General features: G+C 72.0%; 13 protein-coding genes. 4 read left to right on the forward strand and 9 right to left on the reverse strand.

The window, feature by feature from the left end; translation table 11 throughout:
- Window positions 1-14: 14 nt before the first annotated feature.
- The 4 genes from JMF97_RS12410 to JMF97_RS12425 form a co-directional block, all read right to left on the reverse strand.
- Window positions 15-950, reverse strand: coding sequence for a hypothetical protein (locus JMF97_RS12410; RefSeq protein ID WP_238359244.1), 936 nt, complete (start codon window positions 948-950; stop codon window positions 15-17).
- Window positions 951-1102: 152 nt separating this feature from the next.
- Window positions 1103-1480: a hypothetical protein gene (locus tag JMF97_RS12415; protein WP_203221715.1), complete on the reverse strand. Its 378-nt coding sequence runs from the start codon at window positions 1478-1480 to the stop codon at window positions 1103-1105.
- 119 nt (window positions 1481-1599) lie between these two features.
- Window positions 1600-4191, reverse strand: a complete 2592-nt coding sequence (gene clpB / locus JMF97_RS12420; protein ID WP_203221716.1) for an ATP-dependent chaperone ClpB — start codon at window positions 4189-4191, stop codon at window positions 1600-1602.
- Between the two features lie 101 nt (window positions 4192-4292).
- Entirely contained in the window at window positions 4293-5414 is a 1122-nt protein-coding gene (locus JMF97_RS12425; RefSeq protein ID WP_203221717.1) for a hypothetical protein, read from the reverse strand.
- A 269-nt stretch (window positions 5415-5683) separates the two neighbouring features.
- Between JMF97_RS12425 and JMF97_RS12430 the strand changes: the two genes are divergently transcribed.
- Window positions 5684-6112: a hypothetical protein gene (locus JMF97_RS12430; RefSeq protein WP_203221718.1), complete on the forward strand. Its 429-nt coding sequence runs from the start codon at window positions 5684-5686 to the stop codon at window positions 6110-6112.
- Between the two features lie 136 nt (window positions 6113-6248).
- Here the strand turns inward: JMF97_RS12430 and JMF97_RS12435 are convergent, their stop codons facing one another.
- The 5 genes from JMF97_RS12435 to dnaK form a co-directional block, all read right to left on the reverse strand.
- Entirely contained in the window at window positions 6249-6521 is a 273-nt protein-coding gene (locus tag JMF97_RS12435; protein WP_203221719.1) for a hypothetical protein, read from the reverse strand.
- Window positions 6522-6732: 211 nt separating this feature from the next.
- Entirely contained in the window at window positions 6733-7170 is a 438-nt protein-coding gene (locus JMF97_RS12440) for a heat shock protein transcriptional repressor HspR (protein ID WP_203221720.1), read from the reverse strand.
- A 29-nt stretch (window positions 7171-7199) separates the two neighbouring features.
- On the reverse strand, window positions 7200-8387 hold the full coding sequence (gene dnaJ / locus JMF97_RS12445; RefSeq protein ID WP_203221721.1) for a molecular chaperone DnaJ: 1188 nt from the start codon (window positions 8385-8387) through the stop codon (window positions 7200-7202).
- 85 nt (window positions 8388-8472) lie between these two features.
- A complete protein-coding gene (grpE, locus tag JMF97_RS12450; protein WP_203221722.1) occupies window positions 8473-9249 on the reverse strand; it encodes a nucleotide exchange factor GrpE in 777 nt (258 codons plus the stop codon).
- A 46-nt stretch (window positions 9250-9295) separates the two neighbouring features.
- Window positions 9296-11173 (reverse strand): molecular chaperone DnaK, encoded by a 1878-nt coding sequence (gene dnaK, locus JMF97_RS12455; RefSeq protein ID WP_203221723.1) that lies wholly within the window; start codon window positions 11171-11173, stop codon window positions 9296-9298.
- Between the two features lie 221 nt (window positions 11174-11394).
- Here dnaK and JMF97_RS12460 point away from each other — a divergent pair, with 221 nt between their 5' ends.
- The 3 genes from JMF97_RS12460 to JMF97_RS12470 are packed head-to-tail and all read left to right on the forward strand — an operon-like array spanning window position 11395 to window position 16172.
- Window positions 11395-13212, forward strand: coding sequence for a GTPase domain-containing protein (locus tag JMF97_RS12460; protein ID WP_203221724.1), 1818 nt, complete (start codon window positions 11395-11397; stop codon window positions 13210-13212).
- Window positions 13213-13217: 5 nt separating this feature from the next.
- Window positions 13218-14894, forward strand: coding sequence for a GTPase (locus tag JMF97_RS12465; RefSeq protein ID WP_203221979.1), 1677 nt, complete (start codon window positions 13218-13220; stop codon window positions 14892-14894).
- A 57-nt stretch (window positions 14895-14951) separates the two neighbouring features.
- Window positions 14952-16172: a hypothetical protein gene (locus JMF97_RS12470; protein WP_203221725.1), complete on the forward strand. Its 1221-nt coding sequence runs from the start codon at window positions 14952-14954 to the stop codon at window positions 16170-16172.
- The last annotated feature ends 47 nt before the right edge of the window (window positions 16173-16219 follow it).

The following is a 16219-nucleotide window of genomic DNA, read 5'->3' on the forward strand; positions in this document are numbered from 1 at the left end:
CCGATCAGCCTCGATCAGTTGGAGTTGCCGCTGGGCGGCTGATCGCCCGGTTGCCCCGGCGGATTCTGGCCGCCCTGCTCGCCCGACGGGCCCGAGGACGTCTGTCCCGGGATCGGCGGGTAGCCGGGCTCACCGGACTGTTGCGGCGGCTGGCCGGGCGTCGCCGGATAGCCGGGCTCGGCGGACTGGCCGGGCGCCGCCGGATAGCCGGGTTCACCGGGCTGGCCGGGGTAGCCCGGCTGACCCGGGTAACCCTGCTGGCCCGGGTAGCCCGGCTGGCCGGGCTGGCCAGGCTGGCCAGGGTAGCCCGGCTGAGCCGGATAACCCGGCTGGGCCGGGTAGCCGGGGTAGGCGGCGCCGGGAGTCGGCGGCTCCCACTGCGCCGCCGGCTTACGGAAGAACTCGTTGGCCTTCGGCAGCGCCAGCAGGATCAGCGCCACCAGCAGCGAGATCAGGCTGATCACGCCGAGCAGGATGCTGACCGGAGTCGCCCAGGAGGGCAGCGCCTCCTCGACCCGGCGCTGGATCTCCTCCGCGCTGGGCATGTCCCCGCTGGTGTCGCTCGGCGTGGCAAGGCCACCGCCCAGGCTGCCCAGCATGTTGAACCCGTTGCAGCAGAACAGGATGCCGCCGACGATCCAGGTGGCGATCCGCGAACCGTTCTTGCCCCGCAGGTTCACCAGGCCCAGACCGGCCAGTGCCAGCGCCGCCGCCAGCATGAAGATGGAGGTGCCGACACCGACGGCGACCGTCAGGTCGGCGATCCCCTCCAGCCCTTCGGCGCTGCTGCCCTGCAGGGCCTCCTCCATCGCGTCGCGGACGGCGCCGATGGTGGCCAGGGTGATGATCGCGCTGATCAGCTGGCAGATCGCGAACAACCACAGCAAATAGGTGGATAGGGTTACCACACCCGGCCGAGACCGGGTCGGAGTGCTCTGAGGATCAGCCATCTCTCTCCTTCTCGGGAACGCGCTTCACCGTATCGGCACCAGACCAGTTCGGCACGCCTGAGGTGCCGGCCGCACCGCGCGTCACCTGCGGCAACGGCGGTCGATCAGTCGAGATGAATCCATGCTTCGGCGCGAAGCGACCACCGACGGGCTCAGGATTCGGCGAGCCGGTTGGCGGCGTACGCACCGACGGTGGTGCTGTCCAGCACGCAGCCGGTGGCGGTCTGCAGCTGTGCGGGATCGGCGCGCAGCCCGGCCCAGGCCGCCTGTCCGGCTGCCGGATCGAGCCGTTCCAGGAGAGTGGCCGCGTACACCCGGGCGGCTGGTGTGCCCGTCGACAGCAGGCGTTCGAGCTGCCCGCGTACCTCTTCGGGGCGGTCGGCCGCCAGCTCCTCGATCCGCTGGTAGGCCTCGGTCTCCGGCAACATGGTTCCGGCCAGCCCCACCCCACCGAAGGTGACCGTCTCCGCGTTGGCGAGGGCCGCGGCCGCATCCGCCAACTCGTCGTGCTGTCGTCCCATCGCGAACATGTCTCCATCCTGACCCGGACCCACGGGCGGCGCACGCCCTGTTCCGCGGGCGACCCGCGCCGCTGACGACGACGGGCCCGCGTCGCGAGGACGCGGGCCCGTGGTGGGTGGTTCGGCGGTCAGGCGGCGGTGACCGATAGGCCGTCCTTGGTGTCGGCGAGGTCGACCCGTACGGTGTCGCCGTCTCGGATCTTGCCGGCGAGCAGCGCCTTGGCGAGCTGGTCACCGATCGCGGACTGGACCAACCGGCGCAGCGGCCGGGCACCGTAGATCGGGTCGTACCCGTGCTCGGCGAGCCAGGTGCGCGCAGCGTCGGTGACGTCCAGCGTCAACCGGCGGTCGGCGAGCCGGCGGCGCAGCCGGGCGATCTGGATGTCCACGATGGCCCGCAGGTCGTCGCCCTGGAGGGCGGCGAAGACCACGATGTCGTCGAGCCGGTTGAGGAACTCCGGCTTGAAGTGCGACCGGACCACCGCGAGCACACCCTCACGCCGCTGCTCCTCGGCGAGGGTCAGGTCGCTGATCACCGACGATCCCAGGTTCGAGGTGAGGATCAGGATGGCGTTGCGGAAGTCGACGGTACGCCCCTGACCGTCGGTGAGCCGGCCGTCGTCGAGCACCTGGAGCAGGACGTCGAAGACGTCCGGGTGGGCCTTCTCCACCTCGTCCAGCAGGATCACCGAGTAGGGCCGGCGGCGTACCGCCTCGGTGAGCTGGCCACCCTCCTCGTACCCGACGTAGCCGGGTGGGGCACCGACCAGACGGGCCACCGAGTGCTTCTCGCCGTACTCGCTCATGTCGATGCGGACCATGGCGCGCTCGTCGTCGAAGAGGAACCCGGCGAGCGCCTTGGCCAGCTCGGTCTTGCCGACACCGGTCGGGCCGAGGAAGAGGAAGCTGCCGGTCGGACGGTCCGGGTCGGCGACACCGGCCCGGGCACGGCGTACCGCGTCGGAGACCGCGCCGACGGCCTCGGCCTGGCCGACGACCCGCTCGCGCAGCGACTCCTCCATCCGCAGCAGCTTGGCGGTCTCGCCCTCCAGCAGCCGGCCGGCGGGGATGCCGGTCCAGGAGGCGACCACGGCGGCGATGTCGTCGGCGCCGACCTCCTCCTTGAGCATCGCGCCGTCGGCCTGGAGCCGGGCCAGCTCCTCCGCCGCCTGCTTCAGCTCGTTGTTCAGCGCCGGGATGCGGCCGTAGCGCAGCTCGGCGGCGCGTTCCAGCTCGCCGTCGCGCTCGGCCCGCTCGGCCTCGCCACCGAGGCGCTCCAACTCCTCCTTGGCGGTGGAGAGCTTGGTGATGTGGGTCTTCTCCAGCTTCCACCGCTCGGACAGGGCGGTGAGCTGCTCGCGCTTGTCGGCCAACTCCTTGCGCAGCCGTTCGAGGCGCTCGGCGGAGGCGGCGTCCGGCTCCTTGGCCAGCGCCATCTCCTCGATTTCGAGCCGGCGGACCGCCCGCTCGATCTCGTCCACCTCGACCGGCCGGGAGTCGATCTCCATCCGGAGCCGGGACGCCGACTCGTCGACCAGGTCGATCGCCTTGTCCGGCAGGAACCGGTCGGTGATGTACCGGTCGGAGAGCGCGGCGGCAGCGACCAGGGCGGCGTCGGTGATGCGTACGCCGTGGTGCACCTCGTAGCGCTCCTTGAGCCCGCGCAGGATGCCGATGGTGTCCTCGACGGTGGGCTCACCGACCAGCACCGGCTGGAAGCGGCGCTCCAGGGCCGGGTCCTTCTCGATGTGCTCGCGGTACTCGTCGAGCGTGGTCGCACCGACCATGCGCAGCTCACCGCGGGCCAGCATCGGCTTGAGCATGTTGCCGGCGTCCATCGAGCCCTCGCCCTTGCCGGCACCGACGACCGTGTGCAGCTCGTCGAGGAAGGTGATGACCTGCCCGTCGGAGTTCTTGATCTCCTCCAGGACGGACTTGAGCCGCTCCTCGAACTGCCCCCGGTACGACGCACCGGCGACCATCGCGCCGAGGTCGAGCGAGACGAGCTTCTTGTCGCGCAGCGACTCGGGTACGTCTCCGGCGACGATGCGCTGGGCCAGGCCCTCCACGATGGCGGTCTTGCCGACGCCCGGTTCGCCGATCAGCACCGGGTTGTTCTTGGTGCGCCGGGACAGCACCTGGATCACCCGACGGATCTCGGAGTCCCGGCCGATCACCGGGTCGATCTTGCCGTCGCGGGCGCTCGCGGTCAGGTCGACCCCGTACTTGGCCAGGGCCTGGTAGGTCTGCTCCGGGTCGGCGCTGGTGACCCGGCGGTCCCCGCCCCGCACCTTCGGGAAGGCGGCGACAAGCGTCTCCTCGGTGGCACCGGCGGCCTTCAGCGCCCCGGAGACGGCACCGCCGACCCGGGCCAGCCCGGCCAGCAGGTGCTCGGTGGAGGTGTACTCGTCGCCGAGCGGGCGGGCGATCTGCTCGGCCGCACCGATGGCGTTGACGAACTCACGGGCCAGGGTCGGCTCGGCGATGCTGGAACCCCGTGCGGCGGGCAGCGCGTCGAGGGCCCGCTGGGTGACTCGGCGCAGCTCGGCGGGGTCGGCCCCGACGGCGCGCAGCAGGCCGGCAGCGGTCGAACCCTCGGTGTCGAGCAACGACAGCAGCAGGTGCCACGGCTCCACGGTGGCGTGCCCGCGCTGGTTGGCCAGGGCGACGGCGCCGGTGATGGTCTCGCGGCTGCGGGTGGTGAGGCGTTCGGTGTTCATGGGCTCCCCTGGATCGGCGTGTCCACTGGTACCGACAGAACCAGAGTTGAGTCTATTCCGCTCAACTCTAACGGTGTGAGCTATCCCACGCCAACAGCGATTCAGGTCGTCTCCAGCACCACTTCCACCCAGCTGCGGTCAGCGATGTGCCCGATGCCGAGCAGCATGGTCTCCGACGTGCCCGCGAACAGGGTGCCGTCGGGCAGCCGTCGCAGGTAATGCCGGTCGGTCAACGGCCAGCGGGGCAGGTCGACGTACCGGCCGCCGAGCAGCGCTCCCGCGCCCCGTGAGCTGACCACCGCCACCACCCCGGCGCCCAGCGGAACGGCTCGGCCGGCTCCCGGCTGTCCCTCGGCGCGTACCCGCTGCCAGGAGGCGCCTTCGAGTCGCCACAGCGCCGGAAAGCTGATCCGGTCCGGCCGCTCACCGATCAGCCAGAGCTCGCCGGCCACCGGCTCCGCCCGCAGCAGCCACACCTCGCCGTCGGGTGCGGGCAGTGTGGTCGGCTCCCAGCTGCGCCCCTCGTCCCAGGAGATCGCCGCGTACGGCCGGCCGTCCTCGCCCGCCCCGGCCGCCACCAGCGGCCCCTCGTACCGGGTGCCGTCCCGCACGGTCACCGCGTCACCGAGGGCCACCGCGTTCAGCGCGGGCAGCGGCGGTTGGGTGGCCAGCGGACGCAGCGTCCGGCCGGTCCAGCGGCCGACCTTGCCCGTCTTCTCGCTGATCTGGAACCTGCCCTGGGTGGCCCGCCACTGCGGGGGCGCGACGTCACCCGGGCTGTGCCGGAAGGTCCCGCCGTCGTCGGTGGACGTCCACCAGCCGTACGGTTCGGCCCACAGGGCCAGCAGTCCCGGCGCGGTGTACAACTGCTGGTTGTCGGCCACCGGCTTCGGGTGCCGCAGCCGCTGCCAGGAACGTCCCCCGTCGCCGGTGGACCAGAGCAGGGCGGGACAGTTCCGGCCGGGTGGCTGGCCGTCGCAGGAGCCGAAGAGGGCGTAACCCCGCAAGGCGTCGACGAACTCGACGTACGGCCGGTCGTACTGTCGCGGTACGGCGAGCCGACTCCCGCGGACCTCCGCGATCTGCGGCGGACTTGACGGCGCCGCGCTCGACGGCACCGGGGTCGGCGTGGGCGGCGGGCGGCGGATGTCTCCGATCGAGCAGCCCGCCAGCGTCGGCACCAGGGCGGCCATCGCCATCCAACGATGTCGGCGGGTAGTCATTCAGCCTCCGTCACGGAAGTAGCCTGAGCCCTGTTCGTGGCATCAGGCCGCCCTACCGGGCGTCGGGGTACGCCACGACATGATGACGGAGTCCGGCCATCGGCTACCGCGGGTCGGCCGTCCGGAGGATGCGGCCCGGCCAACGGGCGGAGATTTGCTTCCGGGAGGGGCTACCCGTACTGACCGGTACCGCGTTACCGTGTCGCCCCAGCAGCCAGGGTTCGCGGAGAGCGGACGACGCCCCCGCGGGCAGAGCGGAAGGTTGGCCGGTGAGCGTGCAGGAGTCAACGTTCCACGGCTTCGCCAACCCCGTCGACCCGTCCCCGGCGGAGTTGCGGTCGTGGGCCTACAACCCCGATTCGGTGCCGTTGACCTCCATGCCACCGGACTGGGACCTGCTGGTCTCCGGCGACCGGCTGGTGATGACGCTGTTCGACCTGGCCATGGACCCGACCTGTCCGGCGCGACGGTTCGCCCTGCACTGCCTCTACATCTACGCCGCGGACGGGATCCGGACGAACTTCCGGGCGCATCCTCGGCGGCGCTTCCGCAAGCTGGTGGACCAGGCCGAGCGCAACGGTGACGAGATGATGCGTACCTGGGCGCACAACAGCCGGGTGCTGCTGACCCGTCCGGAGCTGTTCGTCTACCGCGAGTGGTGTGAGGGCGGCCTGGTCCGCGAGGGCCGCCGACTCTGATCCTGCTCAGGGCAGGCCGTCAGCTCCGCGCCTGCTCAGGGCAAGGGCGGCTGGGTGGCCGGTCGACTCGGTGAGGTGAGCTCACGCGAACGGGCCGGGACCCCCCGTGGCTCCCGGCCCGCACGTCGGCGGATCGTCAGTGCGATCCGCCTCGCTCGCGTCGATGCTGGTCGGTGCGCGCCTGGCCGGCGCCGTGACCGCCACGACCGCTCTGCACAGGCCGAACGCTCCGGCTGCCGCTGGCATTCCGGTCGCCGGGCCTGTTGGTGTCGCCGCCGAAGCGGCCGGACTTGACCTGGTCGGAAAAGCGGCCCTTGGTGAGCCGGTTGAACCGTTCCCGTACGTTCTCGGCCAGGTTGTCGAGCCGGTGCTCCGCCGCTTCGGCCACCTTCTTCGCCGAATCCGCCATGGCTCCCCCCGCCGAGTCCGGATTGGGATAGTTAGACCATTAACGTGGAGGCTAACGAAGACAACCTGTCTCCCGCTCGGATTTGCCGAAACAGGTCCGAAACGAATTCCTCCCGCCGGAAAAAGTGATCGCGCTCGATCCTGGATCGAGTGGCCCGGCGGTCGTGCCGGGCCACCCGATCCGTGATCGAGCGCGATCTTCGAACTGGTGGTCAGCGGTCGGGGTTGCGGCGGGGACGCCAGACCACCAAGGCGGTGGAGGTCTGGTTGGTCGGCACCAGATCGCGACCGGGGAAGCGGGCCAGCGACTCCAGTTCGGCCATCCGCCGGTACGCGGCCTCCAGCTCGGCCTCCAACTGGGCGACCCGGTGCTGGGCCTGCTCCAACAGCCGTTCCAGACCGATGATCCGCTTGATCCCGGCAAGGTTGACCCCGTCGTCCTGGCTGAGCCGCTGCACCTCGCGCAGCAGCACCACGTCCCGGACGCTGTACCGCCGCCCGCCACCCGCTGCCCGGCCGGCCTGAACCAGGCCCAGCCGGTCGTACTGACGCAGCGTCTGCGGGTGCATCCCTGCCATCCGCGCCGCAACCGAGATCATCAGCACCTTGGCCTCGTAGGCGGGGTCATCCGAACCGACGAACCCGTCCATGCCGCTCACCTCCGCACCGCTTCACCGAGTCAACTGAACCGACGCACCCGGGCGTCGAGATGTTCCCGAGCCGCCGGCGGGGTGTGCGCCGCGAACGTCTCCAGGGCCGTCCGCGCCTCGTCGGAGATCCCGGCGGGCACCACCACGTCCAGCGTGACGAGCAGATCGCCGGTCTGCCCGTCCCGGCGACTCACTCCCTTGCCCCGAGCCCGCAGGACCCGCCCGCTCGGCGTACCCGGCGGCACCCGCAGGGTCACCGCGCCGTCGAGGGTCGGCACCCGCAGATCCGTGCCGAGTACCGCCTCGGTGAAGGTGATCGGGACGGTCAGGGTGAGGTCGTCGCCGGTGCGCCCGAACAGGTCGTCGGGCCGAACCTTGACGTGCACGAACAGGTCACCTGCCGGGCCGCCGCGGGTGCCCGGCTCGCCCCGGCCGGCCAGCCGGATCCGCTGGCCGTCGGCCACCCCCGCCGGGAAGCGGACGTTGAGCGTACGGGTCTTGGTGACGCCGCCGGTGCCCTGGCACTCCGGGCACTTCTCGTCGACGACGGTGCCGACGCTCTGACAGTTGCGGCACGGCTCGGAGAAGCTGAAGGCACCCTGGTTGCGGGTGGTCACCCCGGCACCGTGGCAGACCGGACAGGCCCTCGGCTGGGTGCCCGGCTTGGCACCATTGCCGTGGCAGGTGTCGCAGACCCCGGGGGCCCGCAGCGTGAGCGGCAGGGTCACGCCCCGCACCGCGTCGTCGAAGTCGAGCGCCACCTCGGTCTCGACGTCCCGCCCGCGCGCCGGACCGGGCGCACCGCCCCCGGCGCCGCCACCCTGGCCGCCCGTGAAGATCGAACTGAACAGGTCGGAGATGTTGCCGCCGGCGAACCGACCGCCTCCGCCGGGAGTTCCCCCGCCGAACAGGTCGGAGACGTCGAAGGGCATCCCGCCGGGCTGGCCCGGCTGGCGGGCGCCCCGGCGGAACGCGCCCGAGCCGAACAGCGACCGCATCTCGTCGTACTCGCGGCGCTTGGTGTCGTCGCCCAGCACCGCGTACGCCTCGGAGACCGCCTTGAAGCGCTCCTCGGCCTTGGGGTCACCGGGGTTGTGGTCCGGGTGCGACTCCCGGGCCAGCTTCCGGTACGCCTTTTTGATCTCATCAGCGGAGGCGGTCTTCGCCACGCCCAGGACCGCGTAGTAGTCCTTCTCGATCCAGTCCTTGGAACTCAACGTCCACCTCCTCCCCACTGCCGGGCCGGGGCCGTCCCGTCCGCCGTCGATCGGCGGACGGGACGCCCCCGGTCACCGTCGCGCACTATTCCGGATCGGCCACCGCGACCATCGCCGGCCGCAGCAGTCGCTCGCCCATCTGGTAGCCCCGTCGCATCACCTGCACGCAGGTCGGTTCGGTGACGTCGGGCGAGGTCTGGTGGGCCACCGCCTCGTGCCGCGTCGGGTCGAACGGATCGCCCTGCTCGCCGAAGGGAGTCAGGCCGAACTTGCCCAACGCGGCGATCAGCTGCTCGGCCACCGAACCGAACGGACCGACCAGGTCGCCGTGCTCCCGGGCCCGGTCCAGGTCGTCCAGGATCGGCAGCAGCGCGGCCAGCACGGAGCCGGTCGCCTGCTCGGTGACCAGCCCACGGTCGCGCTCGACCCGCTTGCGGTAGTTGGCGTACTCGGCCGTGACCCGTTGCAGGTCCCGGGTGCGCTCGTCAAGATCGGAGCGCAGCGCCGCCAGCTCGGCACCGAGCCCGCCGGTCGCCCCGTCCGACGCCTTCTCGGTCGTGGGCTCGCCGACCGGACTGGCCGGAGAGTCCACCACCGGTGGCCCGTCGGTGGCCGGTTCGCTCAACGCGGCGGCCTCGACCTGGATGGCGTCGACCACCACCTCGGCATCCTCGACCAGACCCTCGGCCGGAACATCCGACCCGGCGTCGGCAGCCGCGCCCTCCGGCTCGGAGGTCTGGCTGATCTTGCGGTTGTTGCGGATGACGACTCGCGGCGCATCGCCGGCGGCCGGCTCCGACGCCGAGCCACCCGGCGCCGACCCGGTGTCACCCGGGTCAGCGGCTCGTGGCTTCTCCGTCATACGACTACCTCATCCCTCTGCCCGTGAGCCTGCGTCGTCCGGACCGTCACTTCTTGTCCTCGTCGACGATTTCCGCGTCGACCACGTCGTCGGCACCGGGCCGCGCGCCGGCCTGACCAGCGCCGGCCGCACCGGCCGCGCCAGCGGCACCGGCACCACCAGCAGCGCCGCCTGCCTCAGCCTGCTCACCCTGCTGGGCGTAGAGCAGCGAGCCCGCCTCCTGGGAGACCTGCGCCAGCCGCTCGTGCGCCGACTTGATCTTATCGATATCGCTGCCACCGAGGGCACCACGCAGCTCACCGAGGGCCTCGTTGAGCTTCTCGCGGTTCTCGGCGGGGAGCTTGTCACCGTTCTCGGCGAGGAACTTCTCGGTCTGCCACTGCAGGGCCTCGGCCACGTTGCGGGCCTCCGCCTCGTCGCGACGACGCTTGTCCTCCTCCGCGTGCTCCTCGGCGTCCCGGCGCATCCGCTCGATGTCATCCTTCGGCAGCGAGGAGCCGCCGGTAATGGTCATCTTCTGCTCCTTGCCGGTGCCCAGGTCCTTCGCGTGGACGTTGACGATGCCGTTCGCGTCGATGTCGAAGGTGACCTCGATCTGCGGCACGCCACGCGGGGCCGGCGGAAGACCGGTCAGCTCGAAGGTGCCGAGCTTCTTGTTGTACGCGGCGATGTCGCGCTCGCCCTGGAAGACCTGGATCAGCACCGAGGGCTGGTTGTCGTCGGCGGTGGTGAACACCTCCGAGCGCTTGGTCGGGATGGTGGTGTTGCGCTCGATCAGCTTGGTGAAGATGCCGCCCTTGGTCTCGATGCCCAGGCTCAGCGGGGTCACGTCGAGCAGCAGGACGTCCTTGACCTCACCCTTGAGCACGCCGGCCTGGAGGGCGGCGCCGACGGCGACGACCTCGTCCGGGTTGACGCCCTTGTTCGGGTCCCGGCCGGTGAGCTGCTTGACCAGGTCGGTCACGGCCGGCATCCGGGTCGAGCCGCCGACCAGGATCACGTGGTCGACGTCGGCGACCTTGATCCCGGCGTCCTTGACGGCCTGCTCGAACGGGACCTTGCAGCGGTCCAGCAGGTCCTGCGTCATGCGCTGGAACTCGGCCCGGCTCAGCGTCACGTCCAGGTGCAGCGGACCGGCCGCACCGGCGGTGATGTACGGCAGGTTGATGTTGGTGGTGGTGGCGGCGGACAGCTCGATCTTGGCCTTCTCGGCCGCCTCCTTGAGCCGCTGCATCGCCATCTTGTCCTGCGACAGGTCGATGCCGTGCTCGCCACGGAAGGTCTTGACCAGGTGATCCATGATCCGCTGGTCCCAGTCGTCACCGCCGAGCAGGTTGTCACCGCTCGTCGACTTGACCTCGATGACGCCCTCGGCCAACTCCAGCAGCGACACGTCGAAGGTGCCACCACCGAGGTCGAAGACCAGGACGGTCTGCTCCTTGGAGCCCTTGTCCAGCCCGTACGCCAGGGCCGCCGCGGTCGGCTCGTTGACGATCCGCAGCACGTTGAAGCCAGCGATCTCACCGGCCTCCTTGGTGGCCTGACGCTGGCCGTCGTTGAAGTACGCCGGGACGGTGATCACCGCATCGGTGATCTGCTCGCCCAGGTAGGCCTCGGCGTCCCGCTTGAGCTTCATCAGCGTCCGGGCCGAGATCTCCTGCGGGGTGTACTTCTTGCCGTCGATGTCGACGGACCAGTTGGTGCCGATCTCCCGCTTGACCGAACGGATCGTCCGGTCCGGGTTCGTCACCGCCTGGCGCTTGGCGACCTCACCGACGAGCACCTCGCCGTTGCGGGCGAACGCGACGATCGAAGGGGTCGTCCGCGAGCCCTCAGCGTTGGCGATGACGGTGGGCTCACCGCCCTCCAGGACGCTGACGCAGGAGTTCGTCGTGCCGAGGTCGATACCGACCGCACGTGCCATCTTCGCTTCCTCGCTTCGTAACGTTGGGCAGGTGACGAGCACCCCCGTCGCACCGCCCGGCGGGCGCCGCCCGCAGCGACCCCACCTCAAGTTGAGTGAACTTGACTCAATAGTGCCACGCCCACCGCAATCGTCAAGTCAAGGTTGAGTCGAGTCGGCGCAACTCACCGCTCGCTACTGACCGGTTGTCTTACCTTGTGTCGGTCGGGCACGCTTTAGCGGTGACGACGAACGGCGATCCCGCCTCACTCTCCGGCGCGCCCGCCGTCGCAGCCCGCACCGGCCGTACCGACGCCGGGGAGGACCGGCCCGCCGCCGACGACCGCCTGCCCGACGCCCTGTCCGGCCTGCGTGCCGCGATCGGGGCCGCCACGTTCCCGCTGGTGCTGCCCTCGGCCGAGCCCGCCGAGCGGATCGGCGCCGCGCTGGCCGACCAGCTCGACGACTACCTGCTGCCCCGGCTCACCCGCCTCGACGCGCCGCTGCTCGTGGTGGTCGGCGGATCCACCGGCGCCGGCAAGTCGACCCTGGTCAACAGCCTCGTGCAGGCGCGGGTCAGCGCCGCTGGGGTGCTGCGCCCCACCACCCGCTCACCCGTACTGGTCTGCAACCCGGCCGACTCGTCCTGGTTCCGCCGGGGCGAGCTGCTGCCCGGCCTCACCCGTACCAACCAGCCCAGCGACGACCCGCGCAGCCTGCACCTGGTCACCGCCCCCGCGCTCGCCCCCGGCCTGGCGTTCCTGGACGCCCCCGACATCGACTCGGTGGTCGACGCCAACCGGGCGTTGGCCGGTCAACTGCTCGCCGCCGCCGACCTCTGGCTCTTCGTGACCACCGCCGCCCGCTACGCCGACGCCGTCCCCTGGGGACTGCTGCGCGGCGCGCGGGCCCGGGGCGCGGTGATCGCCATGGTGCTCGACCGGGTGCCGGCCGAGGCCACCGACGAGGTGGCCGGGCACCTCGCCGAGATGCTCGCCGAGCAGGATCTGGGCTCGGCGCCGCTGTTCGTGCTGCCGGAGACCTGGGTCGACGGGCAAGGGCTGCTGCCCGCCCGGGTCACCGCGCCGCTGGCCGACTGGTTCGCCCGGCTCGCCGCCGACGCCGACGCCCGCTCGGCGGTGGTCCGGCAGACCCTGGGTGGCGCGCTGATCGCGCTGCAACCGGCCGTGGAGAGCCTGGCCGCCGCTGCGGACGAGCAGGTGGCCGCTGCCGACGCGCTGGACGATCGGGTACGCGCCGCGTACCGGGCCGCGAACCGAACGGTCGAGCAGGGGCTGCGCGACGGTCGGCTGCTCCGCGGTGAGGTGCTGGCCCGCTGGCAGGAGTTCGTCGGCACCAGCGACTTCTTCCGCAGTCTGGAGGCGCGGATCGGCCGGTTACGGGACCGGCTCGTGGCCGCGTTCAGCCGACGTCCGGCACCCGCCGCCGAGCTGCGCGAGGCGATCGAGTCTCAGCTGGTCACCCTGCTGCGGGCGGTGGCCGCCGAGGCGGCCGAGCAGGCGTACACCGGCTGGAAGGCTCATCCGGCCGGGGCCGCGCTGCTCGTGCCGGACCTCGCCCACCACGGCGACGACCTGCCCGAGCGCGCCGAGCGGCTGGTCCGGGACTGGCAGCGGGGCGTGCTGGAACTGGTCCGAACCGAGGGCGGCGACCGACGGTTCGTGGCCCGTACGGCCGCCTACGCGGTGAACGCCACCGGGTTGGCCGTCATGATCGCCGTGTTCGCCTCGACCGCGTTCATCCCGACCGGGCTGGAGGTCGCCACCGGCGCGGGCACCACCCTCGCCGGGCAGGCGGTGCTTCAGGCGATCTTCGGTGACCAGGCCGTGCGGACGCTCGCCGACAAGGCCCGGGCGGACCTGCTGGAACGGGTACGCGCCCTGCTGGACACCGAGGCCGCCCGCTTCCTCACCCGGACCGAGCAGGCCCGGCCGGCGGACCAGACCGCCACCGCGTTGCGCCAGGCCGCCGAGCGGGTGGAGGCGGCCAGGCTGGCCAGCGGCTTCGCCGACGCGACAAGCGCCCGGGAGCGGCTGTGATGGGGATGGGCGGACGCCTGCGTGAGGCGTTACGGGCCGACGGCCGGGTCGACGCCGACCAGTTGGTCGCCCGGCTGGAGGCGATCCGCCGGTTCCTCGGCATCGTCGACGGCCAACTGCCGGACACTCCGCTGGTGCCGGCACGCACGCTTGTCGAGCGGGCCGGCACCCGGCTGTCGCTCTCCCGCGACCACACCGTCGTGGCGCTCGCCGGTGCGACCGGCAGCGGCAAGTCGAGCCTGTTCAACGCGATGGCCGGGATGGATCTCTCTCCGGTCGGGGTGCGCCGACCCACCACCGGCGTGACGCACGCCTGCGTGTGGGGGCCGCTCGACGGTGGCACCCGACTGCTGGACTGGCTCGGCGTACTGCCACGGCACCGGTTCGTCCGGGAGAGCCTGCTGGACGGCGACGACGAGTCCACACTGCACGGGCTGATCCTGCTCGACCTGCCGGACTTCGACTCGGTGCAGCACTCGCACCGGCTGGAGGTGGACCGGCTGCTCGGCCTGGTGGACCTGGTGGTCTGGGTGGTCGACCCGCAGAAGTACGCCGACCGGGTGGTGCACGACAGCTACCTGCGCGAGTTCCACCGGCACCGCGACGTCACAGTGGTCGTGCTCAACCAGGTCGACCGGCTGCCCCCGACCGATGTCGACCGGGTGGTGGCCGACCTGCGCCGACTGCTCGACGCCGACGGGCTCGACGGGGTGCCGCTGCTGACCACCACGATCGCCGACCCGGCCGGGACCCGGGGGCTGCGCGGGGCGTTGGAGCGCAGCGTCGCCGAACGGCAGGCCGCACTGCGTCGACTCTCCGGTGACGTGGACGCCGTGGTCGCCGCGCTGGACGAGATGGTCGGCGCGCCACGCCCGGCGTTGACCACTGACGACCCGGCGCTGGCCGCGCTGGATCGGGCGCTGGTCGCCGCGGCGGGCGTACCGACGGTGGCAGACGCGGTCGAGCAGGCGTACCGACACCGGGCCGCCGCCACGACCGGATGGCCACTGGTACGCCTCTGGCGGCGGCTGCGTCCCGATCCGCTGCGCCGGTTGCACCTCCCCGACCGGTCGGGCGATCCGCGTGACCCGGCGGAGAGCCTGGTCGCCGCGACATCCGTGCCCGAGCCCAGCGTCGCCGACCGGTCCGCGCTCGGGCTCGCGGTCCGCACGGTGGCCGAGCGGGCCGGCACCGGCCTGCCGAGCGCCTGGCCGAACGCGGTCACCGCGGCGGCCCGGTCCCGGCTCGTCGACCTGCCGGACGCCCTGGACCGCGCGATCGCCGACACCGACCTGGGGATGGACCGGCCCCGCCTCTGGTGGCGACTGGTCGGCGGGTTGCAGTGGCTGGTGACCCTGGCCGCCGTGGCCGGGCTCGGCTGGCTCGCCCTCGGCTACGCGCTGCGGGCCCTGGGGTTGCCGGAGCTGCGTCATCCGATGGTCGGTGAGGTGCCCGTGCCGACCCTGCTGCTGCTCGGTGGGCTCTTCGCCGGGCTGCTGATGGCGGCCCTGACCCGGCCGGTGGCACGGTGGGCCGCCCGGCGGGCCCGACAGCGCGCCGAGGCCCGGTTGACCGGCGCGGTGACGAAGGTCGGCGAGGAGTACGTGCTCACACCGGTTCGGACGGTGATCGCCGCGCACGCCGACGCGCGGACCGTCCTCGAGGTCGCCCGGCATCGCTGAGCGACGCCGCACGTCTGCTCACCAGTCATCGGGCCCCGAGCGGCGTAGTGTCGGGTCATGGCCACGCCACAGACCCCGTACGAAGCGGTGCTGCACGCCGCCCGCGACGTGACCAAGCTCGACACGGCCCTCGACGCGGAAATGCTCGGCGCGGCCCTGCTGGGCAGCGTGTACGAGGTCGCGGAGACGGACCGGGAGACGGCCGTACGCGAGTTCGTGGCCGGTTTTCTCGCGGCCACCTCGCGACGGCGGGCTCTCGCCGCCACCACCGTACGCGCCGTCTTCGCCGCCCTCGTGCCGGACGCGAAGGGCGCGGACCGGGTCCGCCCCGGCGCTGCCGCTCCGGCCTGGTCGGGTCACCTCGGCCGGGTGCACCTCACCGGCACCTGGGCGTACGGCGACGTCTACGGCGACCAGACCTCCTACCTGGCGACCTTCGCCTACGACGACACGGTCGGCGGGCCGGAACATGCGCTGATCGCGTTGGTCGACCACAACATCGGCATCGCCAAGGACGTCTTCGTCGGCGGGCCGGCGAGCCGGATCCTGGCCCAGGTCCGACAGTTGTGCGCCGAGGACGAGCTGACCTGGTTCCGGGAGGAGGATCCGAGCCGGATGCGGGGCGAGGTGAGCCGGCATCTGGCGGTAACCGACCACCTGGGGCAGTTGCCCGGGACGACCTCACTGGCCACGGATCGGGCGCTGGTCGGGGCACGGCTGGCGATCCTGCCGGCCTGGCAGGGTGCGGTGCCGGTGCTGTCCGACGATCCGCTGCCGGCAGCCGTACGGGCCGACGAGATCCGACGTTTCCTCGCCTCGCCGGAGGCGAACCGGGCGGGCTTCGACGACGTCGACGGTGCCGAGTTGGCCTCGCTGCACTTCTGCCTGGGCCTGCTGCTCGACCACGCGGCCACCTTCGCCGACGCCGACCCGCTGCGCTGGAGTCCGACCGTGGCCGGGTTCTTCCTGCTCGACTGGGTGCACCGTCGGGCCGTACTCGACATGGACGACGCGGCGATGCTGCCCCGGGTGCTGCGGGCCTGGGCCGCGTACGCCGCCCGCAGACGTGGGCTGCCGGAAACGGCCGCCGCCGGTACGGACACCGCGATCGCCGAGATGGTGCCCGAGTTCGTCCGGCTCTACGCCACCGGCGAGCGGCGCAGCCCGGCGACCGCGGCGGTGGCGCAGTTGATGGCCGACGGGGTGGACCCGGACGATCCGGCCGCCCTCGACGCCTGGATCGACGCCAACCGGCACCGCCTCTCCGACGACGGCTGACCGCGGGCCGTGGCGAAGTCGTCACGGCGACCGCACTCGGATCGCCC

This window comes from Micromonospora fiedleri (assembly GCF_016774385.1).
GTDB lineage: Bacteria > Actinomycetota > Actinomycetes > Mycobacteriales > Micromonosporaceae > Micromonospora > Micromonospora gifhornensis.

Bases quoted from the DNA above. Each gene is read 5' to 3' on its own strand.
- clpB (WP_203221716.1), bottom strand. From the start codon at position 4,191: ATGAACACCGAACGCCTCACCACCCGCAGCCGCGAGACCATCACCGGC.
- JMF97_RS12425 (WP_203221717.1), bottom strand. From the start codon at position 5,414: ATGACTACCCGCCGACATCGTTGGATGGCGATGGCCGCCCTGGTGCCG.
- dnaK (WP_203221723.1), bottom strand. From the start codon at position 11,173: ATGGCACGTGCGGTCGGTATCGACCTCGGCACGACGAACTCCTGCGTC.
- JMF97_RS12440 (WP_203221720.1), bottom strand. From the start codon at position 7,170: ATGGACGGGTTCGTCGGTTCGGATGACCCCGCCTACGAGGCCAAGGTG.
- JMF97_RS12415 (WP_203221715.1), bottom strand. From the start codon at position 1,480: ATGTTCGCGATGGGACGACAGCACGACGAGTTGGCGGATGCGGCCGCG.
- JMF97_RS12435 (WP_203221719.1), bottom strand. From the start codon at position 6,521: ATGGCGGATTCGGCGAAGAAGGTGGCCGAAGCGGCGGAGCACCGGCTC.
- JMF97_RS12470 (WP_203221725.1), top strand. From the start codon at position 14,952: ATGGCCACGCCACAGACCCCGTACGAAGCGGTGCTGCACGCCGCCCGC.
- JMF97_RS12410 (WP_238359244.1), bottom strand. From the start codon at position 950: ATGGCTGATCCTCAGAGCACTCCGACCCGGTCTCGGCCGGGTGTGGTA.
- JMF97_RS12465 (WP_203221979.1), top strand. From the start codon at position 13,218: ATGGGCGGACGCCTGCGTGAGGCGTTACGGGCCGACGGCCGGGTCGAC.
- grpE (WP_203221722.1), bottom strand. From the start codon at position 9,249: ATGACGGAGAAGCCACGAGCCGCTGACCCGGGTGACACCGGGTCGGCG.